Genomic DNA, 22,211 nt, shown 5'->3' on the forward strand with positions numbered 1-22,211 from the left:
AACCCCTATCAGCCTCCCCTCAGCATCCATTCCGCGACCAACGACTTTAGGAAATAGAATGTCAAAGCCAATCCCTTCTCGACGACGCGCACGTATACGGTCGAGCATTGCGGCAGCCGCTCTGGCATCAGCCGTCGTAACCGGAATTCTGGCCCCAGCTTCCGCCACAGGTGCGTGGTTCATGGCATCGAAGGAAATCAGCGGGAACACGATTGCCTCCGCAACTCTGGGCGCTCCGACCAACCTAGCCATCGCGCCGGACAGCACGAGCGGGAACGTCGTGTCGTGGTCATCTGCTACGTCGCAGACCTGGGCCCAGGCAAACGGCATATCCAATGGCATCACTTACAGCGTGCAGCGCACTCTGCCCAGTCAGTCCCCGACGACCGTGTATACCGGCACGGGTCAGTCATACACCGACCCCTCCTCCGCGCCCAAGGCTACGCAATTCGTTCAAGTTTCGGCAGGCAACAATCACGTCCTCGCCCTTGCGCAGGATGGAACGGTGTGGGCCTGGGGAACGGGGGATCACGGACAGCTCGGTACTGGCGGCACCTACGATTCGACGCTCCCCGTCTACGTCCCCCTGCGCGCCAAGGCCACACAAGTAGAGGCCTCCTCGGGGGGCTTCTCGCTAGCGCTCCTCGAGGATGGGTCTGTCTGGGCTTGGGGGCGTAATACCTTCGGGCAGTTGGGCGACGGATCAACGACAGAACGCTACTCTCCGGTACAAGTGGTTTTCCCTGCGGGGGTCACAATTGGCGCGCTTGGAGATCTGACGAACGCCCTCTACGCAAGCTACGCGATCACCCCGACTGGCACCTTGTATTCGTGGGGTCACAATGATCGGTATCAGTTGGGCCTCGGCGATACAGTCGACAGGGTCTACCCAACCGCTGTTCCGGATGTTACCGTCACAGCCGTCTCGGCCGGTGCGGAGCATGCCGCAGCGCGGAGCACCGGAGGAGATGTCCTAACCTGGGGCGATGGCTCGAAACGTCAGCTGGGTCGGAACTCTTCGGTAAAGAGCAAACCATCGGCGGTTTCTTTCCAAAGCCAAGTAGGCGCGAACGGATTCAAGCAAGTCTCGTCCGGTGCGTATTTCGTCATTGCGCAGGATTATGACGGACGCATTTGGACGTGGGGGTCAATGCAAGATGATGTATCACCTGTTCGAATTCTTCCTGAGGTAATCGTTTCCGGTGGATTCAATTACATCGACGCAGGAGCGATTAGCGCCTGCGCACAAAGAACCGATTCACAAGTACTGTGTTGGGGTTCGAACGACGTGGGACTATTGATGGACGGAACAACGACATCAAGCTCTACACCGGTCACGGCCACGTCTGCCACCTCCAAAAGTCTCACGTCGCTCAGCATCTCCGGCTCTCAAGCGTTGGGCATCGTTCAACCATCCCAGGGCTCCGGAACAAACATATGGGCCTGGGGAAACGGCCCCCGCGGCAGCGGGGATGGGTCCACTCTTGGCTCTCCGTCACAAGTTCGTGGCCCCGGCAGTTGTCCATCCGGCATGGCACTCAAAGGCGGATATTGTGCCCCACCACCCGGAACGCGATATTCCGTGAGTTACACGTACGCCGGGTGGAAGTCGGGCGTAGCCGAGGCCACCGCGAACGGGTAGCTCTCGCCCAAACGCCAGCTCTTTCGGACGAAATGGGCGGCTGGTGGGCGGAGGATCGCCTGGGGCTTGTGAGACATGCCTGGCGGATACGAACCGATAGTCTTTATTATGTCAGTTTGCGGCGGCCCGCCTAGGCAATGCTGCGGTGCGGTCGAGGTTCCCGACCGCACCCCAACACCGTTGTTACTTGCCCTTGCCCTTTTGGCTCAGGGCGCCGTGAGCGTTCTGCAGAGGCGTCCAACCGGCTCGCGGTGCGGTCGTACTGGATGGCTCTAGCGAGCACGGTTCTCGCGGCCGTGGCGACGGTCGCAGCGGTTCTCGCGCTCTTCCTTCACTGATGGATGGGGCCGTCGTCGCGCTGTTGGTGGCAGGCATCCCAGCGGCTGTGGCAGCCGCTACCTTCGCTGTCGGGGAGGCGCTGAAAATACGTGCCTCAAAGGACGAGCGGATCGAGTCGGCCGTGGCCGAATTGGCAGGCGCGCTCGGCGCGATGGCAGCGATTGAGGATCTGCCGTGGCGCCCGTCAGACGGCGAATGCTCCCGACGCCACTGGCTGAAGGTCGCCATCGAGTCCAGTTGCGCTAGCCTCGCGGCACACGCCCAAGCTCGGAGGAACATCAAGGATGGCCGACTCGAACTCACTGCCCGTCGATCACCCCATCACTTCATCGAAACATGATGTACTCGGCCGTGCGGTTGTCGCACGGGATTTTGCGCGCTCCGTGCGGGAACTAGACGCGTCGCAAGGAGTCGTCGTTGGTGTTTTGGGAGCATGGGGTCACGGCAAGAGTTCCTTCGTCAACCTCATGCGTGAAGATTTCGCTGAGGCGCCGGTGCTGCCGGTCATTGAGTTCAATCCCTGGGTCTTTTCAGGCGACCAGCAGTTAACAGACGTCTTCTTTCATGAGATCGCCGCGGAGCTTCGGCTAAAGGATCAGTCGAAGTTCGGAGCAATCGCCGAAGGGCTCGACAAATACGGGGACGTTCTCAGCCCGCTCGCGGTCATCCCTTGGTTCGGCGGCTGGTTTGACCGTGCATTCAAAGCCGCGAAGGCGGCGACGACTTGGTGGAATGACCGCAAGAAGGGCAGCCGGACATTCAGGGAGACAGTATCCGGCGCGCTGAAGCAACTTGACGAGCCCGTCGTCGTGGTGATCGACGACATCGACAGGCTCACCACCAACGAGATCCGCGACATCTTCAAGTTGGTGCGCCTGACAGCGAGCTTCCCAAATATCATCTACGTGCTCGTATTCGATCGACGAAGGGTTGAACAAGCACTCACGGAAGACGGGGTGCCTGGTAGGGCATACCTCGAAAAAATCCTGCAGCTCAGCTTCGACGTGCCCATGATCTCCACCGAGGTCTTACGCAAGCAAGTGTTCGAGCGGTTGGACGTTGTCCTGCAAGAGATCGAAGGTCTGCGGTTTAACGGAGCCATCTGGCCGGACGTCTACATCGAGATCATCGACCCTTTGATTGGAAGTCTTCGCGACGTCACGAGGCTCGCGCTGTCGGCGCGACCAACTCTTCGTGCGCTCGGTCAGCAGATCGAGGCCGTGGACCTATTGGCGCTCGAAGCGGTGCGTGTGTTTCGACCCGAGATCTTCCAGGCGCTGCATGATGCACGTGTCGCTCTTACCGAGACGCACAGCCTGTGGGGGCGAACTCAGGATCCAGATCGGAAGGCAGAGATCGACGCACTGTTGAGAGTCGCAGGCGCGGATGGAGGCATAGTGCGTGCGCTCATCCAGCAACTGTTCCCCGCTGGACGCACCTACATCGAGAACAACACCTATGGCCCTGAATGGGTCGACACGTGGAAACGTGAACACCGGCTCGCGTATATCGGCTACCTGGATCTCTACTTCGGCCGCACGCTTCCGTCTGATCTGGCGTCGTTCCAGCAAGCCGAACGGGCCTATGCTCGGATCGCCGACCCGGACGCACTTGGAGAGTATCTGGACTCCTTGCCGCGCGAGGACTTGGAGTCAGCAATCGGCGGACTAGAGGCCTATCAGGCGGACTTCTCTAAGGAGTCGGTGGTACCTGCCTCCGTGACCTTGCTCAACCGAATCGCGGATATGCCAGAGCGTCGCAACCGAGGCATGTTCGACTTCATGCGACCGGACATGGTCGTCACGCGCGTTGTCATCCGTCTCTTACGGCGACTCGAGAGTGAGACCGCCAGAGAGCGCGCTGTACGCGCAATTCTTACTGGTGTGCAGTCCTACTCGTCGCAGGAATTGTTGATCCGGAGCGTGGGGCGCGTAGAAGACCCGACCAACGCACTGATCTCGGCCGAGTGCACCGCAGAACTCGACGATGACCTCCTTCGCCGGGTGCGAACAACGGATTCGCCGACGCCGGAAGGAGAGTGGGGTCTGTTTCGGGTCTTGTGGTTCGTCGCGGAGCGCGATGGCGACGACTACGTCCCTCCGCCGTTGACCGACGCCGTGCAGATACGGGCGCTACTTCAGTCGGCTTGGTCTGTAGCCCGTGCGCAATCCATGGGCTCCCGGCACGTCAGAGAAGAGGATCGCCTTGCCTGGGACGGCTTGGTCAGGGTGGCCGGCGGTGAGGACAAGCTTGCGGAGGCGGTTCTTCGGCTCCGTGAATCGGATGGTCCGTCACCTCTCGTGCTTCTCGCGGAAACGTACGTCGCCGGGTGGCGGCCCGAGGAGTTCTAGGGAACAGTGACCGCGGACAGCCCGAAGCGAAGCCGGCCCACCAACCCTGTGAGCTGTCGCTCGCAAGTGCCGGGTAAGACGTTTCAGCTACCCAGCGGCGGTGAGCGCCACGCCGTGCAGCGGACGGCGCGCGCCAGGGGCACTCGGCGGGCGCGAAACGCGACACCCGCCGACGCTTTACCGAATACTTAGTGGCACTCGACGCTCGGGGTACCCACCTGGCGACTAGCCGGCCTCACTCGAGCATCCCGGATCACGTCAATCGGAGCTGCCTTCACCCCGGACGATGGGCACAGCTGGACGACTCCCCCGCTTGCTTGAAACCGCCCGCGGGAATCATGTCGCGGCTACGAATGTTATCGTTTTAGATAACGGAGGTGGTCATGAGTCTGACGGATTCTTTGCGGAGGGCGCGCAAGCGCTCTGGCGCGAGCCTTCGGAGCGTTGCCGCGCGCTCGGGTGTGGGCGCCAGCAACCTCAGCGCGATCGAGAACGGCCGGCGCGACCCGACGTCGTCGACTGTGGACCGACTGTCATCCGCGATCGGAATCGAGTGGGTCCCGGTTGCAACGCAGGGGCGGGCATCAGCCGCACGAGCGTTGGAGGACATTGCGCGCGCCGAGGCGGAGGGTCAGTTCGCTCAGGCATACCGGCGGTTCATCCAGCTCGCCGATGATCTCGCCTCCGCCGATGCCGTGACACGGGTTCTCCTGTCCGCAGAGAAACCAGAGGAGGTGCCGTCGCGCTGGGTGGATGCCGTCGCAGCTCTCCTCGAGGTGCGTTTGCGGGAAGTGTCCGCTCCCGTCCCGTCCTGGGTGATCGAACAGGGTGGTCATCCAGATGCCCTGTGGGAGCCGCAACGCGGTACCCGCCCTATTGCGCTGACCGCCGATCTCGGCCAGGTGCTCCCTGAATTTGTTCGCCGAGGCGTCGCGATCGAGCAGGGCGAGCTGGTGAGCGTCTAGTGCCCGGCTCCGTCCGGTGGGAAGCACATGACTAGCCTGTTGACCCGCGATGACATCATCGACGGGATCCGCGAGATCATTGCCCGCCTCACGCACGCCGGCGTCTCGGCGACCATCCAGATCGTGGGTGGAGCCGCCATCGCGCTCACCATCGATGGGGACCGCCCCGCGACGGTCGACGTGGACGGACCCTTCACCCCACCGGAGGCCGTTGAGGCGGTCACCATTGAGATCGCGCAAGAACGTGACTGGCCGCTGGACTGGGTCAACGACAAGGCGAAGATTTTTCTCCCGGATGGGATGGGCCGCAGCGCCGAGTGGGTGACCCTCTACGACCAGGACGGCATACTCATCCAGGCAGCGTCCGCGGCGATGCTCCTGGCCATGAAACTTCGCGCGGCCGAGCGACGAGGGCTACGAGACTTCGGCGACGTCGACGTGTTGCTGACGGTCCTCGGAATCCGGACGGCTGATGAGGCCGAAGACCTGATGAACGAGTTCTTCCCCTCCGAAGACCTTTCTCCCCGGACGTACGACCGAGTGCAGAAGCTGCTCGACGCTGGGCCACGCGTCGGTTCTCTTCCGGACCTTCCTGATCTTTTCCCGTAAGCCATACGGATTGAACGGCAGCTCTCTGTTCCTGCCGGTGCGTCTTTCTGCTCGTGACGTCTGTCGAGCAGTGATCTTGCTCACTGAGAAACTGGCGCCACTCGATGGTCAGTGCGGCGTCGTTGAGCGTAGGTCGGTGCACCGTTGCAAGTATGCGCAAAGCTGTCCTGCTGCCTCGACTTCGGCTCCGAGTCCGATGAGATCAAGGGGGGTGCCGGTGAGATCGCTCGGACGCTCGGTGAGGGTGGCAATCCATCGAGCGCTGTCATCAAGTTGCAGGTAGACCGCAGCCGGCGCATACCGCAGGTAGATGAGGACGATGAAGACGTCTTCGCTGTCGGCGTCGTATTGGGGCAGGACGCGTACGGTGCCGAGCGCGGGGATACCCTGGGCCTCGAAGAGAGCGACCCACTCGGAGATTTCCGCGCCCGAAGGTCGCTGCACGGCGGTCATAAGACGAAGCAGCCCATCTGCTCTCTTGGCGGGGTGGATCACGATGAGGTGGCGTCTCACGCCGTATCCTCGTAGGTGAGCGGATGTCGCAAACCCGCCCTCGAGAATATCGCGCGTGACCGCGGTGGCAGCTGGCGGGTTCCAGCTACCGGATCAGCGTTCTAGCGACGGAGATTGCTCAGGCGACTTCTGTGGCTGCTTTGCCCGTTCCGCGGCGGCTTCCTGACGCTGCGTTCTAGGCGCCCGGCGAGTGGCAAAGGCAGCGTCCTTGCGTGCCTCTTCTTCAGCAGTACCGGGGCGCGGGGCGGCGGGCTTGCCGCCGGGGGCAGGGCTGGCCGCCAGGCGGGCGTGCCGCGCAATGGCGGCTTGTTCCTTTGCACGTGCGGCGTCGAGGCTCGCGTGAGCACCCGCCGACGTGGCCGCGCGTGCCCACGCAGCCTTGTGCGCTGCAGTGGGCGACGGTGCTGGTGTTGCTCGGTGTCGGACCTGGAATTGCGCGCGGGCGGCTTCCGCGTCACGCTGGACTGTGCTTCTCCGGAACACGGACGCGGACTCCGCTGCAGCGTCTGCCTGCGTCACGGCGGTGTAGTCGCTGGCCCACTGCTGCTGGCCTGTGGCCATGGCTTCAGCCGCAATGGTTTCCTCAAGTGCTTCGCGTGCAGCTGTGGCGGCTGCTGCGGCGCTCTCGGCGGCGGCCAGGGCTGCGGGGTACTCCCCCGCCAGTAGGTCCGGGTTGCGCTCCTGAGGCCGCGCTCGCCGCGGGAACGCGACCCGATGATCGCTACGTCGACGTGCTCGTGGCGCGGTGCGCGGTCGAATCCGACTTCTTCGTGCGCGACATGCTGACGTGGGCGCTCACGCGCCACGACCCCGCGCGCACCGTGCCCGCCCTGCTCCCCGAGGTGGGGTCCGAGATCCCCCAGGCGCGGAGCCAGGCCCTGCACACCCTGTCGAAGATCGGCGACCCGATCGCCTACACGGCGATCACGCCGGCGGTGCTGCGCGACAGACACCCCGAGGTGGCCCGGGCGGCCTGGCGGACGGCATCCGGTCTCGTTCCCGACGACCAGCGCGAAAGCCTCGCCGACGAGCTGTCGACGCAGTTCGGCCGGGGCGATCACGACACGCAGCGCAGCCTCAGCCGGGCGTTCGCCGCGATCGGCTGGCGCGCCGAGCCCACCGTCGAACGCGCGGCGGCCTCGCCGTACGACGTCGTCAGCGCGCACGCGCGGGCCACCGCGATCATCATGGACGACCCGGATGCCGACTTCGCCGCCGCCGCGGTCGAGGCGCGGCGCCTCGTGGCCCAGCGCGCGCTGCCCGCGGAGGACTGAACTCGGGTCAGTGGTAGTGCGTGACCCAGGCCCACAGCGGGGGTCGACGGCGTCGCGCCGACGTCTCCCGCGCCTGTTTCACGGCGCGGAGCGCGGTGACCGGCTCGGCATCGGCGGTGACGGCGGCCACGGCGGTGGAGTCCGCCGAGACCGCGGCGACGGCCGGCGAATCCTCTGGCACGGGCCCGCTCCGCAGCTCGCGCGCGAGATCGGCCACCTCGCCGGCGGTCGGACGGCCCGCGGGATTCGGGTCGGTCATGGCCGTGAGCAGCACCTCCCAGCCGTAGCCGAAGCCCTGCGGCACCTCGGGGTCGTAGTCCAGGGGGCCGAGCACGAGCTCCTGCATCGCACCGCCGCTCAACGGACCCTCGGCCGTGAGCATCTCCTGCGCCAACAAGCCCAGGGCGTAGATGTCGGATGCCGGGGTCGCGGGCTCTCCGTGCAGTCGCTCGGGCGGGAGGTATTCGGCATCCGGATGCGTCTGCGCGGTGGCGGGCCGGGCGCCGAGAACCTGGGTCACGCCGAAGTCCGCGAGGACGGCGGTGAAGGGGCGGGGCGCGGCGCGCTCGGGGCGCAACAGCACGTTCGAGGACTCGAGGTGCTGGTGGACGATACCGACCTCGTGGATCGCGGCGAGGCCCTCGGCCACATCTTGGAGCAGTCCCGCGGCGACGTCGGGAGCCAGCGCGCCGTGGTCGTCGAGATGCTGGCGCAGGGTCGGACCCGGGATGAGCTCCATGACCAGGTAGCCATGCCCCTCGCGCGTGAGGTGCGCGTCGTACAGCGTCACGAGCGACGGGTGATCGAGGGCGGTGAGGATGCGCGCGGCCGCGAGTCGCCGGCGGGGATGAGCGACCTCGTCGGGGTCGAGAGGAAAGACCTTCACCGCCACATCGCGCGCGAGCACGTCGTCGCGCGCCCGGTACACGGTGCCCTCGCGGTCGGAGCCGAGGGGCTCGATCAGCCGGTAACGCCCCGCGAAGGCGCCCTCGAGCGACGGGAGCGTCGCGTTGGGGGTGCCCATCGGATCCTTGTCGAGAGGCCGGTCGCCGTGCGGGTGGAGCTCGGACGGGGTCGTCACACGAGGGGGTCGCCGTTGTCGCTGGTGCGACGGGTGGTGACGCTCTGGCCGCTGGCCGGGTCGACCGTGGAACGGGTCGTGGACTCGACCGAACGACGACGGAACATGAAGACCAGGCTGATCAAGAAGATGACGACGCCCGCGGCCATCAGGATGTATCCGATGGTCTGAAGGTTCGCCACGCCACCGAGGTCGAGATTGACCGCGAAGGCCAGGATGGCGCCGATCACGAAAAGGGCGATGCCGCTGCCGATACCCATGGGAAACTCCCTCGTTGCTGTGCTTGTCTAGGGATCGCAACCGGTGACTTGGACCTTCACCGGTCGCGATCGCTCAAACGTTACTGAGCGAAAAGCGTTTGCCGCGACCGATGGCGCGGCGCATTCCCGGGGTGCATAATGGACGACCTTCAGCGCAGAGTCGACGCTTTTGCGGCGCTCGGGGATCGCGGTCGCCTGCGCATCGTCGACCTTCTGGCGGTCGGCGACATGTCGTCGAGCGAGATCGCCGCGGCCCTCGGGATGAAATCGAATCTCGTGGCGTTCCACACCAATGTGCTGCACGAGCGGGGAATCGTGCGGCGGGTGCGGTCCGAGTTCGACGGGCGCCGCACCTACCTGCAATTGATTCCCGAGGCGTTCTCGGCGCTCGGGGCCGTTCCCACCCCGGTCGCGGGTCGTGTCGTCTTCGTCTGCACCGCCAATTCCGCGCGTTCGCAGCTCGCCCAGGCGATCTGGGCGGACCACAGCGACATTCCCGCTGCCTCCGCCGGAATGCACCCCGCCGATCACGTGAATCCCGGGGCGATCGCCGCGGCAACCCGACACCGCATTTCTCTGGACCCGGATGCCACGCCCCGATCACTCGACCAGGTCGCGCGCCCCGGCGATTTCTTGATCAGCGTCTGCGACCAGGCGCACGAGCAGATGCGGGGCCGCGACGATGTGCATTGGTCGATCCGCGATCCCGCGAGAATCGGCAGCGCCGAGGCCTTCGATGCGACCGTTTCCGCGCTGCGCTCCCGCATTGCGGCAGTGGCCGCGCAGCTTGTCGCGGCGTGAACCAAAAGGGACGCGGAAGGGATTCATAAGAATCTCTCGGTTTATGGTTCAATGCAGTAGCTCACCTCCGCTCGTCGACGAGCGGGTAACACCCGGGTGCGCCCATTCCATCGGCAACGCTCCCGATCGCCCGCGCGTGCGCTGCCTTTTCTCCTGAAAGGGACACCCGTATGTCTGTCGACACTCCGCGCACCGCCTCGGCCTGGCGTCGCGCCGCCGCCATCGTCTCGGCCGGAATCCTCTCCACCGCCCTCGCGGTCGGCGGGGCCAGCGCCGCCCAGGCCGTTCCCGTGCCGACGCCGACGCTCGAGTCGAGCTCCGCCGTGGCGACGCCCACCGGTGCGCTCACGCTGACCGCGAAGGACTTCGCGCCGAACAGCGCTCTGGCCTTCACCCTCGACAACGAGCCGCTGACCGTCTCCTCAGTCAACGGCACGGCCGAGGTCGCGGACCAGAACGGCACGTACGAAGGCTTCACCCTCCTGCCCGCGACCACGACCCCGGGTGAGCACACGATCACCGTGACGGGCGAAGTCGACCCCTCCGCCGTCCTCCTGCGCGCGCTGCCCGCCTCGGCGAGCACCACGATCACCGTCGTCGCCCAGCCGTCATCGTCGGTGACCCCGGCCACGCAGCCGCTGTCGTCGTACCTCAAGAACGGCGTCACCGCGACCTTCTCGGGCTTCGCCCCCGGCGCCACGGTCTCGTTCGGCATCTCCACCCCCGGAACGGGCGACCAGGCCGGCCCTGACGCCGTCGCCGACGCCACCGGCACCGTCACGCTGCGCTTCGTGCCCGAGGTCGGCACGAACTACGCCAACGAGGGCGAGTACCTCCTCAGCGCCTTCAGCGACGGTGGAGCCGTCCGCGCCGCGCCCCTCACCTTCGCCGTGACCGCTGACGCGGCTGCCGCTGCCCCGGCCCCCGTCGCGGGCCCGGCCACTCCGGTCAAGCGCGCCGCGACCTTCACCGGCTGATCGACTCGGCTCTTCGACGCCGGGCCGGGACTTTCGTTCCGGCCCGGCGTTCCCGTTTTCCGTTCCATCCCAGGAGTTCTCCGTGTCCACCCGCACGACCGCATGCGTCGGCGCCTCGGCGCTTCTGACGATCTTCCTGCTCGCGGGATGCACTCCCGCGGCCACCCCGGACGCGGCCCCCTCGACGACCGTCGAGGTGCAGCCGACCCCCACCGCGACCCCGACGGCTTCGGCACCCGCGGCGACCGCCACCTCCGCCACAGCGACGGGGGCGACCCTCGAGGTGTACGCCGAGCCGGGCGGCAGCGTGACCACCACCCTGCAGAACCCGCAGGAATCCGGCGCGCCCCTCACCCTTCTCGTCGCCGCGACGCAGGGGGACTGGCTGCAGGTGCACCTCGTCCAGCGGCCCAACGGCAGCACGGGCTGGGTCAAGGCCGATGCCGTCCAGCAGCACCGTCTCGAGTACAGCCTCGAAGCCTCCACCGAAGCCAACACGCTCACCCTGCTCAAGAACGGGCAGGTGGTGAAGTCCTTCAGCGCGGCCACCGGCACCGGTGGCACGCCGACCCCGCACGGTGAGTTCTTCATCACCGAGCTGCTCGAGCCGACCAACGAGGGCTACGGACCGTTCGCCTTCGGGCTCTCGGCGTTCTCGGACGTGCTCTCGAGCTTCGGCGGCGGGCCCGGCCAGATCGGCCTGCACGGTACCGACGACGTCGAGAGCATCGGCCAGTCGGCCAGCCACGGGTGCATCCGTCTGTCGAATGCCGACATCACCGAGCTGGCGAACCTGCTGCCGCTCGGCACCCCCATCACCATCAGCTGACGGCGGGGGCGGTCCTCACGACCCCGACCGCGCGGTCAGCGCCGGGATAAGCACCGGGGTGCGATCGCGGTAGGCGCGGTAGTCGGCCCGGTCGCCCCAGCGCTCGTCGGCGCGCTTCTCGAGCAGAGGGATGCCGCTGACCCGCGTCAGCAACAGCACCACGAACAGCGGCGACAGGACGGCGACCCACTGCCAGCCCTGCAGCACGGGCACGGCGACGACGAAGACGCCGACCCACACGAGGATCTCGCCGAAGTAGTTGGGGTGGCGCGACCGCGACCACAGGCCCGTGCGGATGAACTCGCCCTTGTTCGCGGGGTCGGCGCGGAAGGCCTGCTTCTGCAGGTCGGCGACGACCTCGAACACCATCCCGGCGAGCCACACGACGATCCCCGCGACCGCGAACCCGTCGAGCGACGCCCGGTCGGCGGCATCCGCGCTCGTGGCGATCCACGCGGCCGAGGCGGTGAGGGCCACCCAGAGTCCCTGGATGCACCACACCTGGAAGAAGCGCAGCGGGTTCGTCTTGATCTCGTCGAAGCGTCCGTCGGTGCCCGCGCGGTGCACGCGCGCGAAGAGGAACGAGCCGAGACGCGCCGCCCACACGACGACCATCGCGGCGAGGATCCACCCGCGGGCGTCCTGCGCGGGGGCGAGCAGGGCGAGGGTGATCGAGACGGCGATGAAGGTGAGGCTGCCGGTCAGGTCGAAGAAAAGCTCGGTGCGACGCACGGCTGAGGGGATGAAGACGAGGAACTGGATCACGAAAGCGGCCGTCACGGCGATCGCGAAGACCGGGACGCCACCGACCTGCGCTCCGCGGAAGCTCCCGGCGACAGCGAGCCCCGCGCCGACGACGAGGGCCACCACCACCGCGACGAGCGCCGTGCGGTTCTGGGCCGCGGGCGATCGTTCCGAGGTGGAGGGAACGGGTGCGGTCATGATGCGGCTCCTCGGTACAGGGTGTCGATCGTCTCGGCGGCGCGGTGCAGGACCTCGCGGCGCTTGATCTTGAGGGTGGGGGTGACGAGCTCGCGGTCGTCGAGGTCGGCGAGCACGAGAGTGAAGCGACGCACCTGCTCGCTGCGCGACACGAGGGCGTTCGCCGCGTCGACGGCGGTCTGCAGGTGAGCGGTCAGGCGCGGATCGTCGACCGCGCGCAGGGCCCCGGGAGTGCCGGGCTCGAGCGCCGAACCGTTCGCGGCCAGCCACGCGGCCGACTGCTCGGGATCGAGGATCAACAGGGCCGAGAGGTAGGGCTTGCCCTCGCCGACCATGACGGCGTGCTGCACGAGCGGGCTCGCCTCGACCGCGCCCTCCCAGCGCGCGGGCACCACCGTCTTACCGTTCGAGGTGACGATGACGTCTTTCAGACGCCCCTCGAGGATCAGGCGCCCCGCGTCGTCGATGCGCCCGAGGTCGCCCGTGCGGAAGAACCCGTCCACGAACGCCTCGGCGTCGTGCCGCGGATCGCGGTACCCCGAGAACACGCCCACCCCCCGGGCGAGCACCTCGCCCTGCGGGCTGATGCGCACGGTCGAGCCGGGGAGCGGGAGCCCCACGGTTCCCGAGGCGATCCGCCCCGGGAGATTGCCGGTGAGCGGCGCGGTCGTCTCGGTGAGCCCGTAGCCCTCGATGACCGGAACACCGATACCCCGGAAGAACAACGACAGATCGCGGTCGAGCGTTGCCCCGCCCGACAGGATGTACCCCACGCGACCCCCCATCACCGCGCGCAGGCGCGAGTAGAACAGGGCGTCGAAGACGCCCTTTCGCACGCGGAAGCCGAACGGAACGCGGCGCGGGTAGCCGGCATCCTGGACCTCGGCGAAGCGACCGGCGCGGATCGCGGTCGAGACCGCGCGGGCCCAGACCCGGTCGAGGTTCTTATCGGCGGCCTTGTCGGCGGCGGCGGACTGGATCTTCTGCAGCACCCGCGGAACCGCCACCAAGAAGGTGGGACGCAGCACGGCGAGAGCGGGGACGACCTGCGCCGGCTCGGAGAGGTGCGCGATGCGCATGCCGCTCGCGATGCAGATGAGCTGCAGGCCGCGGGCGAGCACGTGCGCGAGCGGCAGGAAGATGATCGTGTTGCCCTGCGGGTTGACGACCTCGCGGTAGGCGGCGGCGATGTTCAGCACCTGACCGAGGAAGTTCGCGTGCGTGAGCACGGCGCCCTTGGGCTCGCCCGTGGTGCCCGAGGTGTAGACGATCGTCGCCGGGTCGTCGTGACCGGCGAGAGTGCGCCGGCCCTCGAGCTCGGCGTCCGAGACGTCCGCGCCCCGAGCGCTGAGCTCATCGAGCGAGGGGACGCCGTCGACGCCCGCCATCGCCCAGGTGCCGAGCGTCTCGCCCCCGGCCTGCGCGAGGGCGTCGGCGAGCAGGTCGGCGTGGGCGCGGGTTCCGGCGACGGCGAGGCGCACGCGCGCGTCGCGCACGATCGCCTCGACCTGCGAGGCCGACGACGAGTCGTACACGGGAACGACCACACCCCCGGCGAACCAGGCGGCGAGGTCGGCGACCGCCCACTCGTAGCGCGTCGGCGCCATGATGGCGACGGTGTCGCCGGGCTGGAGCCCCGCACCCACCATCCCCTTCGCGAGGGCGCGGACCGCGTCGAGGAACGCGACGGTGGTGACCGGCTCCCACCTTCCGTCGGCCGGCACCTCGAAGGCGATGTGATCGGGCGCCTCCTCCGCGCGGCGGACGAGCAGATCGGTCACGTTGGTGAACGCGTCCAGGCCCGCCAAAGCGGGCGTGTGCGTCTCGAACATTATTCCTCCGGGCGAGTGCACGGTCCTCGGGTGGGAGACCGTCACGCATTTTTTCGGAGGAAGACGCCGATCGGATTGCCGCCGCGCGAGCGGGGTCAGGTGCTGTGCACCTCGACGGTGCGCGAGAGCATGTGGACGAGGAAGGCCTCCCCCGCCAGGATGGCGGCCAATCCGAACAGGGATGCCACCGCCGAGCCGCCGTCGGTCGCCGACGACGTGAAGGCGATGGCGGCCCCGCCCGCGACGGCGAGGACGGCCACGCCGATCGAGAGGGCCCGGATCGCGGCGGACGCGCGGGAGACGGCGAGGATCATGATCGCTGCCTGAACGATCGTGGCGCTCCCGCCCAGGAGCAAGAGGGGGGTGTCCCCCGAGAACGACAGGAAGAGGATCCCGAACGCCGTGTAGACCACGGCCGCGGCGATGGCCAGGATCCGCGCTCGGCGGACCCGCGTCGCGGGCGGCAGATCGCCCCGGTAGCCCATGCTCATCGGCATCCCTCTCGCTCTTCCCGGCTCGCGGCCGGGAACCGCCAGCGTAGTCACGACGCCCCACGGGAGCCAGGAGCACGCACCTTTCCGTGCACGTGAAGGGATGCCGTCGCCGTCAAGCCCCGGCCCTTCCAGGCATTTCTTGACACTGGACCGGTAACTTCTCCCGGGTCGGTGTGGACTCGTGCGCCCCGCACGAGTCGCTCATCGCCGGCGCGAGAGACGACACGGAGGCGACGACCATCAGCACCATGACGGCACCCGTGGCTCGCGTGACGGCCGCGCCGACGGCATCCCGTCCCACGAATCCCGCCCGTCACCTGCCCTCTCTGACGGGGCTCCGCTGGGCGACCGCGATGCTGATCTTCGGGCACCACCTCATGGCGGTCGAGTACTTCGGCGGCACCGCCGGGACCGTCTGGGCCTTCGTTTTCGAGGCCGGCAAGACCGGCGTCACCCTGTTCTTCATCCTGTCGGGCTTCGTGCTCGCCTGGGGCCACAAACCGCACCAGAGCGCCGGGTCGTTCTACTGGCACCGCTTCGCCCGCATCTACCCCCTGCACCTCGTCGGGGTGGGACTCGCCCTCGTCGCCGCGGCGACCCTCGTGCCCGAGATCCAGACCGCGGGACGAGCGCCCCTGGTCGCGAACGTCTTCCTCGTCAACGGCTGGGTGCCCGACTGGTGGCAGGCCGGCAACCCCGCCAGCTGGTCGCTCGTGTGCGAGGCGTTCTTCTACCTGAGCTTCCCGTTCCTCATCCGCCCCCTCGTGCGCCTGTCGAACCGCGCGCGCGGCGGCGTGGTCGTGGCAGCGCTCGTGCTCGTCGCCCTGGCCCCCCAGATCGCCGCGATCTCGCCCGTTCCGATGTCGGCGGCATCCACTCCGCTCCTGCGCCTGCCCGAGTTCGTGCTCGGTGTCACCCTCGCGCTGCTCATGAAGAGCGGAGGCTGGATGCCGTGGAAGCTGCGCTACACGCTTCCCCTCGCGGTCGCGGGCTACGCCCTGTCGGAAGCGCCCCCGATCCCCGGCACCGATGTCCACCCGGGCCTCGCCGCCACCGTCGGGTCGTTCGCGCTGCTGGTCGCCTCGCTCGCCGCGGCCGACGTGCACGGTCGCTCGACCTTCCTCGCCCGCCCGCTCTGGCAGGAGCTCGGACGCGTGTCGTTCGCCTTCTACCTCGTGCACCTGCTCGTGATCGCGTCGGTGTCGTCGTGGTGGCCCGAGGGCCATCCGCAGCTGCCGTGGCGGCGCGCTCTGCTGCTCGCGCTCGCTGCGTTCGCCATCGCCCTCGCGATCGCGTGGGTGCTGCACCGGGCCGTCGAGATCCCCGCGCAGAAGTGGCTGCTGCGCTACGACCGCTCGCGGCGCGTGTCCGAAGGCACCGGGGCTGCCGTCGGCGGAGCGACATCGGGCGCGTCGACGGCCGCTCGCGCCGCCTCTCGCTAGGCTCGCGGAATGTTCGGAGCCCACTTCCTCTACCTCTTTCTCGTGTGGGGCGTGGCCCTGGTCGCCGTCGGGGCCGTGCTGTACGTCGCGGTGCGCCTCGCCGTGCTGCACGCGCTGAAGTCGCACACGCGCTGGGTCGAGTCCGGCCAGCGCTGACGCGGACCGCGCCCGCCACGCCCGGCCCACCGATCGTCCAGAGTCGGCTCGGTACACTTCCCTGTGCCCGAAACACCCCTGAGCCCCGATCGAGACGCCGCGTCGGCGGCATCCATCGATCCGACCGAGCTCGAGATCGCGCTGCGCGTCATCGACGCCGCCTCCTCCCTCGACCCCGAAGACCCCGCGTACATCGCCCTGCGCCGCCAGACCGGCAAGCTCTACAAAGACGTCAAGCGCCAGTCGCGCAAAGAGAAGCGCCAGCGCATCGCCGACGCGGATCGCGCCGTCGTCGCCGCCACCGCGACCGGAGCCGCCGACCGCATCGACGACGAGACGCGCGGCATCCCGCTCGCCACGCGCACGACCACGCCGTTCGCCGGAGAGTTCATCAAGGCGCGCGCCTGCTACATCTGCAAGCAGGACTACACGCTCGTCGACGCGTTCTACCACCAGCTCTGCCCCGACTGCGCGGCCATGAGCCACGCCAAGCGGGACGCCCGCACCGACCTCACCGGCAAGCGCGCCCTGCTCACCGGCGGCCGCGCCAAGATCGGCATGTACATCGCCCTGCGGCTGCTGCGTGACGGCGCGCACACCACCATCACCACGCGCTTCCCGCGCGACGCGGTGCGCCGCTTCTCGTCGCTGCCCGACAGCGCCGACTGGATCCACCGGCTCAAGGTCGTCGGCATCGACCTGCGCGACCCCGCCCAGGTGATCGGGTTGGCGGAGTCCGTGGCATCCGATGGTCCTCTCGACATCCTCATCAACAACGCCGCGCAGACGGTTCGGCGGTCCCCTGGGGCCTACAAACCCCTGGTGGATGCCGAACTCGCACCGCTCCCGGACGGCCCCCTGCCCGAGCTGGTCACCTTCGGCCACACGAACGACGCCCACCCGCTGGCGCTGGCGCAGTCGGTGTCGGCGCACCCGATCCTCGCCTCCGCCGCGCGCACCGCCGACGAACTGACCGCCGAGGCGATGGCCGCCGGATCGTCGTCGCTCGAGCGCTTGGCCGCCGGCACCGCGATCGATGCGGGCGGTCTCGTGCCCGACGAGGACCGCATCAACAGCTGGACGCAGCACGTCGACCAGGTCGAACCCCTCGAGATGCTCGAGGTGCAGCTCGCCAACATGACCGCGCCGTTCCTGCTCGTGAGCCGGCTGCGCCCCGCGATGGCCGCGTCGGCCGCGCGCCGGAAGTACATCGTCAACGTCTCGGCGATGGAGGGTGTGTTCGGCCGCGGGTACAAGGGCCCCGGCCATCCGCACACGAACATGGCCAAGGCCGCGCTGAACATGCTGACGCGCACGAGCGCCCGCGAGATGTTCGAGACCGACGGCATCCTCATGACCGCCGTGGACACCGGCTGGATCACCGACGAGCGCCCGCACTTCACCAAGGTGCGCCTTGCCGAAGAGGGCTTCCACGCCCCGCTCGACCTCGTCGACGGTGCGGCCCGCGTCTACGACCCGATCGTGCGCGGCGAGGCCGGCGAGGACCTGTTCGGCATCTTCCTGAAGGACTACAGCAAGGGCAGCTGGTAGGCCGAAGCGGGGTGGTCTGCGGGTCGCGTCCCGCGCCGCGCCCGCCCCGGCTCGGTTGAGTGTCCAGAACACCCGGACGATTTTCGAATCCATCCGGGTGTTGTGGACACTCGACGTGCGTCGGGGGCTCGCGCGGGCTCAGGCGGGCAGGAAGTACTCGCGAGCGAGGGGCGCGATGTCGAGGCCGGATGCCGTGGCCGCGGTGACCCAGCGGAGCTCGGCGATCTCGGCATCCGGGATCGGCCGCTGGTCGCCGATGTCGACGCGGAAGACCTCGGCGACGACCTCGAACCCCGGTTCGTTCGCGGCGCTCGCGGTGAACGAGCCGAGGGGCTCGAGCTCGTCGGCGCGGACGCGCAGGCCCACCTCTTCGGCCAGCTCGCGGGCGAGCGTCTCGGCGGGTGACTCGCCGGGCTCCGGTTTGCCGCCGGGCTGCATGAACGCGGTGGTCCCAGCCTTGCGCACGACCAGCAGGCGGCCGTCGGCGTCGGTGATCACCGCGGCCGAGACGTGGATTCGGCGTGGGGGCATGGCATCCGGAATCACCCCCGCACGCTAGCAGGAGCGGGGCCCGCGCGGTGTCGCGCACGCGTCCGGGCCCTCCGCCCGCGTCGGGAGTGGCGATTGGACCGTGACCGGCCCGGGTCTCAGCGGCGCAGGCGTCGCGCGGCGGTCAGATCGAGCAGGAACAGTGCGGCGCCCTGGATGACGACGGCCACGCCGTGACCGCGCGCGTCGGCGGCGCTCAGACGCCCCCCGAACGTCGGCCTGCGAACCGCGAGATGTGCGCCCGCGGCGACGTACCCGACGTCGAGCGCGGTGTTGATCAGCAGCAGACGCCGCAGGGGGCGGCGCTTCGGCGCAGCCCCGCGGCGGACCGCGAACATCGCCAACCCGAGGTCGACGGCCCCCCACATCGCCGTCTGCACGCCGAAGGCGCGGGTGCGCGGGAAGAGCGTCAGGGCGCCTCCCACGACGACGGATGCCGTGCCCCATCGCCGCAGACGACGTACGAGGGTGTCGGCGACGGCCTTCGTTGATGCCATGACATCCATGATGCCGCCCCGCGCGACTTCCGGGTGCCCCGCCGACCGTGCCTCTCGGGGGTGGGTCGATCGACGAGCCGCACGTGCGCGGCCGCCGACGAGAGCGCCCGGCCGCCCCCGTGTCACCGCCGCGGCGAGACGGCCGAGGCCGCGGCGCGAGGCACCAGGCGCTCCAACTGGGTGACGTGCGCCGGCGTGAGCTCGGCGAGCGAGGTCACCTGCAGCAGCTGCATGGTGCGCACGACCTGGTCGGCGAGGATCTGGATCGCCCGATCGACGCCCTGGCGTCCACCCGCCATGAGGCCGTACAGATACGCGCGCCCGATCAGCGTGAACTTCGCCCCCAGGGCGAGGGATGCCACGATATCGGCGCCGTTCATGATGCCCGTGTCGATCGCGATCTCGGTGTCGGCGCCCACCTCGCGCACCACCTCGGGCAGCAGGTGGAAGGGGACGGGAGCGCGGTCGAGCTGGCGTCCGCCGTGGTTGCTGAGCACGATGCCGTCGACCCCGAGGTCTGCGAGACGGCGCGAGTCCTCGACGTTCTGCACGCCCTTGATGACGAGTTTGCCCGGCCACAGGGCGCGGATCTCGGCGAGGTCGTCGAACGAGATCGAGGGGTCCATGGCGGCGTTCAGGAGTTCGCCGACGGTGCCGCCGGTGGCGCTCAGCGAGGCGAACTCGAGCTTGGGGGTGGTGAGGAAGTCCCACCACCACCAGGGGCGGGGGAGTGCGTCGACGATCGTCGACACGCTCAGCTGCGGCGGGATCGAGAACCCGTTGCGCTTGTCGCGCAGGCGGGCCCCCGCCACGGGAGTGTCGACGGTGAAGAACAGGGTGTCGAAACCCGCTTCGGCGGCGCGCTCGACCAGGCCGTACGAGATCTCGCGCTGCTTCATCACGTACAGCTGGAACCAATTGCGCCCGTGGGGATTCGCCTCTTTGACCGACTCGATCGAGCTGGTTCCCAGCGTCGACAGGGTGAAGGGGATGCCGGCGGCCCCGGCCGCACCCGCACCCGCGATCTCGCCCTCGGTCTGCATCAGTCGGGTGAAGCCGGTCGGGGCGATGCCGAACGGCAGGGCGGACGAGCCGCCGAAGATCTGGCACGTCGTGTCGACCCGGGAGACGTCGCGCAGGATCGACGGGTGGAACTCGACGTCGGCGAACGCCTGGCGGGCGCGGGCGAGACCCTCCTCGCTGTCGGCCGCGCCGTCGGTGTAGTCGAACGCCGCGGCCGGGGTCCGGCGCTTGGCGATGTCGCGCAGGTCGCCGATGGTGAGTGCGGCGTTCAGGCGGCGTCGACGGCCGTTGAAGTCGGGGCGCTTGAACTGCATGAGTTCGAGCAGCTCGATCGGGTTGGGGAACTGACGTGTCACGGCGGACATGGCGTGCCTTTCGGGTGAGGGGGGACGGGTTACGGGAGCATCCACGACAGGACGGAGGACTGCAGGCCCACCAGCAGGCACATGACCACGAGCATGCCGAGGCTCCACCAGATGACCTTCCGCAGGATGGTGGCCTCTTGGCCAACGAGGCCGACGGCGGTCGCGGCGATCGCGAGGTTCTGCGGACTGATCATCTTGCCGATGACGCCACCGGAGGTGTTGGCGGCGACGAGGAGGGTCGGGTCGATGCCCGCCTGCACCGCCGCGCTCTGCTGCAGCGTGGCGAACAGGGCGTTGGCGCTGGTGTCGGAGCCGGTCACGGCGGTGCCGAACCAGCCGAGGATCGGGGAGAGGAAGGCGAACAGGGCGCCGGTGCCGGCGATCCAGGCGCCGATGGTGAGGGTCATGCCCGACATGTTCATGACGTAGGCGAGGGCGAGGACCGAGCCGACGGTGAGCAGCGAAAAGCGGAGCTTGACCAGCGTCTGCCACCACGTGCGCGCGGCTTCGCGCAGCGGCAGTCGGTACACCAGCGCCACGACGATCCCGCAGATGATGAGCAGGCTGCCCGCCGACGACAGCCACCCGAGCGTGTAGACCGTCGAGGTGGCGGCTTTGCCGCTCGCGGTGAGGATGTTGCCGTCCAGGCCGGGCCACGGGATCTTGACGTCGGTGGCCGTGAGGAAGGTCTTCAGCGGGCTCCACAGCTTCGCGAGCGAGAAGACGACGACCACGAGCAGGTACGGGAAGAGGGCGAAGAAGACCGTGCGCGGCGTCAGTCGCGGGCCTTGCGTCGAGGTGTCGGCATCCGCGGATCCGGTGCCGCCGCCCGAGGTAGTCACGCCCGCGCCCACCAGGCTCGCGGAGCGCTCCTTGAGCAGGCGCTCGCGGGCGGCGGTGGTGCCGCGCGGCTGCCAGAAGCGCAGCAGGACGACCGCGGCGGCGATTCCGGCGAGGGATGCCACGATGTCGGTCAGCTCGACCGAGATCCAGGTCGCGCTGACCCACTGGGCGATCGAGAACACCACGCCGAAGGTGAGCGCGGCGGGCCAGGTCTCTTTCAGGCCGCGCCAGCCGTCGGCGAGGAGCACGAGGATGAACGGGACGAACAGGGCGACGAGCGGGGTCTGATGCCCGACGTAGGCGCCGATCTCGTGGTAGTCGATCCCCGTCAGGCTGCCGGCGGTGACGATCGGGGTGCCGACCGCCCCGAAGGCGACGGGGGCCGTGTTGGCCAGCAGCACGATGACGGCGGCGCGCATCGGGGTGAACCCGACGGCCATGAGCATGACGCCGGTGATCGCGACCGGGGCGCCGAAGCCGGCGAGGGCCTCGAGCAGGCCGCCGAAGCCGAAGGCGATGATGATCGCCTGGATGCGCGGATCGTCGCTGAGAGCGTTAATGACGAGGCGCAGGTCTTCGAAGCGGCCGCTGCGGACGGTCAGCTCGTAGAGCCAGATGGCGTTGAGCACGATCCACATGATCGGGAACAGGCCGAAGATGAAGCCCTGGGTGGCCGAGAGGGCGGCGAGGTCCACGGGCATGCGGTACCCGAGGACGGCCACGAGCAGAGCGACGCCGAGACCGGACAGGCCCGCCCAATGGGCCTTCCAGCGCAGCACTCCGAGCGTCACGAAAACAGTGAGGAACGGCAGGCTCGCGACGAGCGCCGACGTCACGATGCTGGCGCCGATCGGCGCGAGTTCGGGGGTGTACATG

Annotated in this window: 22 protein-coding genes; 12 read left to right on the forward strand and 10 right to left on the reverse strand. The window is 68.4% G+C overall.

Going from position 1 to position 22,211, the window contains the following annotated elements; genetic code table 11:
- Nucleotides 1-181 precede the first annotated feature (181 nt).
- From QBE02_RS16240 to QBE02_RS10985, 5 genes are all read left to right on the forward strand, one after another.
- A complete protein-coding gene (locus QBE02_RS16240) occupies nt 182-1,642 on the forward strand; it encodes an RCC1 domain-containing protein (protein ID WP_431844556.1) in 1,461 nt (486 codons plus the stop codon).
- A 337-nt stretch (nt 1,643-1,979) separates the two neighbouring features.
- A complete protein-coding gene (locus QBE02_RS10970) occupies nt 1,980-2,321 on the forward strand; it encodes a hypothetical protein (RefSeq protein ID WP_279365742.1) in 342 nt (113 codons plus the stop codon).
- A complete protein-coding gene (locus QBE02_RS10975) occupies nt 2,266-4,332 on the forward strand; it encodes a KAP family P-loop NTPase fold protein (protein WP_279365743.1) in 2,067 nt (688 codons plus the stop codon). Before QBE02_RS10970 ends, QBE02_RS10975 begins: the two co-directional genes overlap by 56 nt.
- Before the next feature lie 383 nt (nt 4,333-4,715).
- A complete protein-coding gene (locus tag QBE02_RS10980) occupies nt 4,716-5,297 on the forward strand; it encodes a helix-turn-helix domain-containing protein (RefSeq protein WP_279365744.1) in 582 nt (193 codons plus the stop codon).
- A gap of 39 nt (nt 5,298-5,336) precedes the next feature.
- Entirely contained in the window at nt 5,337-5,906 is a 570-nt protein-coding gene (locus QBE02_RS10985) for a nucleotidyl transferase AbiEii/AbiGii toxin family protein (RefSeq protein WP_279365745.1), read from the forward strand.
- 108 nt (nt 5,907-6,014) lie between these two features.
- On the opposite strand, the gene QBE02_RS10990 is transcribed toward QBE02_RS10985, so the two are convergent.
- Nucleotides 6,015-6,419 (reverse strand): hypothetical protein, encoded by a 405-nt coding sequence (locus tag QBE02_RS10990; protein WP_279365746.1) that lies wholly within the window; start codon nt 6,417-6,419, stop codon nt 6,015-6,017.
- A gap of 641 nt (nt 6,420-7,060) precedes the next feature.
- On the opposite strand from QBE02_RS10990, the gene QBE02_RS10995 reads away from it, so the two are divergent.
- Nucleotides 7,061-7,693, forward strand: coding sequence for a HEAT repeat domain-containing protein (locus tag QBE02_RS10995; protein ID WP_431844596.1), 633 nt, complete (start codon nt 7,061-7,063; stop codon nt 7,691-7,693).
- Between the two features lie 7 nt (nt 7,694-7,700).
- On the opposite strand, the gene QBE02_RS11000 is transcribed toward QBE02_RS10995, so the two are convergent.
- A complete protein-coding gene (locus QBE02_RS11000; RefSeq protein ID WP_279365747.1) occupies nt 7,701-8,717 on the reverse strand; it encodes a serine/threonine-protein kinase in 1,017 nt (338 codons plus the stop codon).
- A gap of 53 nt (nt 8,718-8,770) precedes the next feature.
- On the reverse strand, nt 8,771-9,034 hold the full coding sequence (locus QBE02_RS11005; protein ID WP_056224881.1) for a DUF6458 family protein: 264 nt from the start codon (nt 9,032-9,034) through the stop codon (nt 8,771-8,773).
- 138 nt (nt 9,035-9,172) lie between these two features.
- Here QBE02_RS11005 and QBE02_RS11010 point away from each other — a divergent pair, with 138 nt between their 5' ends.
- The 3 genes from QBE02_RS11010 (at nt 9,173) to QBE02_RS11020 (ending at nt 11,641) form a co-directional block, all read left to right on the forward strand.
- The gene (locus QBE02_RS11010; protein WP_279365748.1) at nt 9,173-9,835 is read left to right on the forward strand and encodes an ArsR family transcriptional regulator; all 663 of its coding nucleotides are present in this window, start codon (nt 9,173-9,175) and stop codon (nt 9,833-9,835) included.
- Between the two features lie 170 nt (nt 9,836-10,005).
- The gene (locus QBE02_RS11015; protein WP_279365749.1) at nt 10,006-10,812 is read left to right on the forward strand and encodes a hypothetical protein; all 807 of its coding nucleotides are present in this window, start codon (nt 10,006-10,008) and stop codon (nt 10,810-10,812) included.
- A gap of 82 nt (nt 10,813-10,894) precedes the next feature.
- Nucleotides 10,895-11,641 carry a L,D-transpeptidase family protein gene (locus QBE02_RS11020; RefSeq protein ID WP_279365750.1) on the forward strand — a complete coding sequence of 249 codons (747 nt, stop codon included), beginning with the start codon at nt 10,895-10,897 and terminating at the stop codon, nt 11,639-11,641.
- Nucleotides 11,642-11,656: 15 nt separating this feature from the next.
- On the opposite strand, the gene QBE02_RS11025 is transcribed toward QBE02_RS11020, so the two are convergent.
- From QBE02_RS11025 to QBE02_RS11035, 3 genes are all read right to left on the reverse strand, one after another.
- Nucleotides 11,657-12,583, reverse strand: a complete 927-nt coding sequence (locus QBE02_RS11025; protein WP_279365751.1) for a DUF1295 domain-containing protein — start codon at nt 12,581-12,583, stop codon at nt 11,657-11,659.
- Nucleotides 12,580-14,415, reverse strand: coding sequence for an AMP-dependent synthetase/ligase (locus tag QBE02_RS11030; protein WP_279365752.1), 1,836 nt, complete (start codon nt 14,413-14,415; stop codon nt 12,580-12,582). The genes QBE02_RS11025 and QBE02_RS11030 overlap by 4 nt, the downstream gene beginning before the upstream one ends.
- Before the next feature lie 95 nt (nt 14,416-14,510).
- Nucleotides 14,511-14,906 (reverse strand): hypothetical protein, encoded by a 396-nt coding sequence (locus QBE02_RS11035; protein WP_279365753.1) that lies wholly within the window; start codon nt 14,904-14,906, stop codon nt 14,511-14,513.
- A gap of 251 nt (nt 14,907-15,157) precedes the next feature.
- Between QBE02_RS11035 and QBE02_RS11040 the strand changes: the two genes are divergently transcribed.
- From QBE02_RS11040 to QBE02_RS11050, 3 genes are all read left to right on the forward strand, one after another.
- Nucleotides 15,158-16,351, forward strand: coding sequence for an acyltransferase family protein (locus QBE02_RS11040; protein WP_279365754.1), 1,194 nt, complete (start codon nt 15,158-15,160; stop codon nt 16,349-16,351).
- Nucleotides 16,352-16,360: 9 nt separating this feature from the next.
- Nucleotides 16,361-16,507, forward strand: a complete 147-nt coding sequence (locus QBE02_RS11045) for a hypothetical protein (protein WP_279365755.1) — start codon at nt 16,361-16,363, stop codon at nt 16,505-16,507.
- Between the two features lie 63 nt (nt 16,508-16,570).
- Nucleotides 16,571-18,058: an SDR family oxidoreductase gene (locus tag QBE02_RS11050; RefSeq protein ID WP_279365756.1), complete on the forward strand. Its 1,488-nt coding sequence runs from the start codon at nt 16,571-16,573 to the stop codon at nt 18,056-18,058.
- Between the two features lie 138 nt (nt 18,059-18,196).
- On the opposite strand, the gene QBE02_RS11055 is transcribed toward QBE02_RS11050, so the two are convergent.
- The 4 genes from QBE02_RS11055 to QBE02_RS11070 form a co-directional block, all read right to left on the reverse strand.
- Nucleotides 18,197-18,589: an NUDIX hydrolase gene (locus QBE02_RS11055; RefSeq protein WP_279365757.1), complete on the reverse strand. Its 393-nt coding sequence runs from the start codon at nt 18,587-18,589 to the stop codon at nt 18,197-18,199.
- Between the two features lie 116 nt (nt 18,590-18,705).
- Nucleotides 18,706-19,104, reverse strand: coding sequence for a DUF6992 family protein (locus QBE02_RS11060; protein WP_279365758.1), 399 nt, complete (start codon nt 19,102-19,104; stop codon nt 18,706-18,708).
- Nucleotides 19,105-19,226: 122 nt separating this feature from the next.
- Nucleotides 19,227-20,492, reverse strand: a complete 1,266-nt coding sequence (locus tag QBE02_RS11065) for an alpha-hydroxy acid oxidase (protein ID WP_279365759.1) — start codon at nt 20,490-20,492, stop codon at nt 19,227-19,229.
- Between the two features lie 29 nt (nt 20,493-20,521).
- Nucleotides 20,522-22,210 (reverse strand): L-lactate permease, encoded by a 1,689-nt coding sequence (locus tag QBE02_RS11070; protein WP_279365760.1) that lies wholly within the window; start codon nt 22,208-22,210, stop codon nt 20,522-20,524.
- Nucleotide 22,211 lies beyond the last annotated feature (1 nt).

This window comes from Microbacterium testaceum (genome assembly GCF_029761935.1).
GTDB classification, from domain to species: Bacteria; Actinomycetota; Actinomycetes; order Actinomycetales; family Microbacteriaceae; genus Microbacterium; species Microbacterium testaceum_A.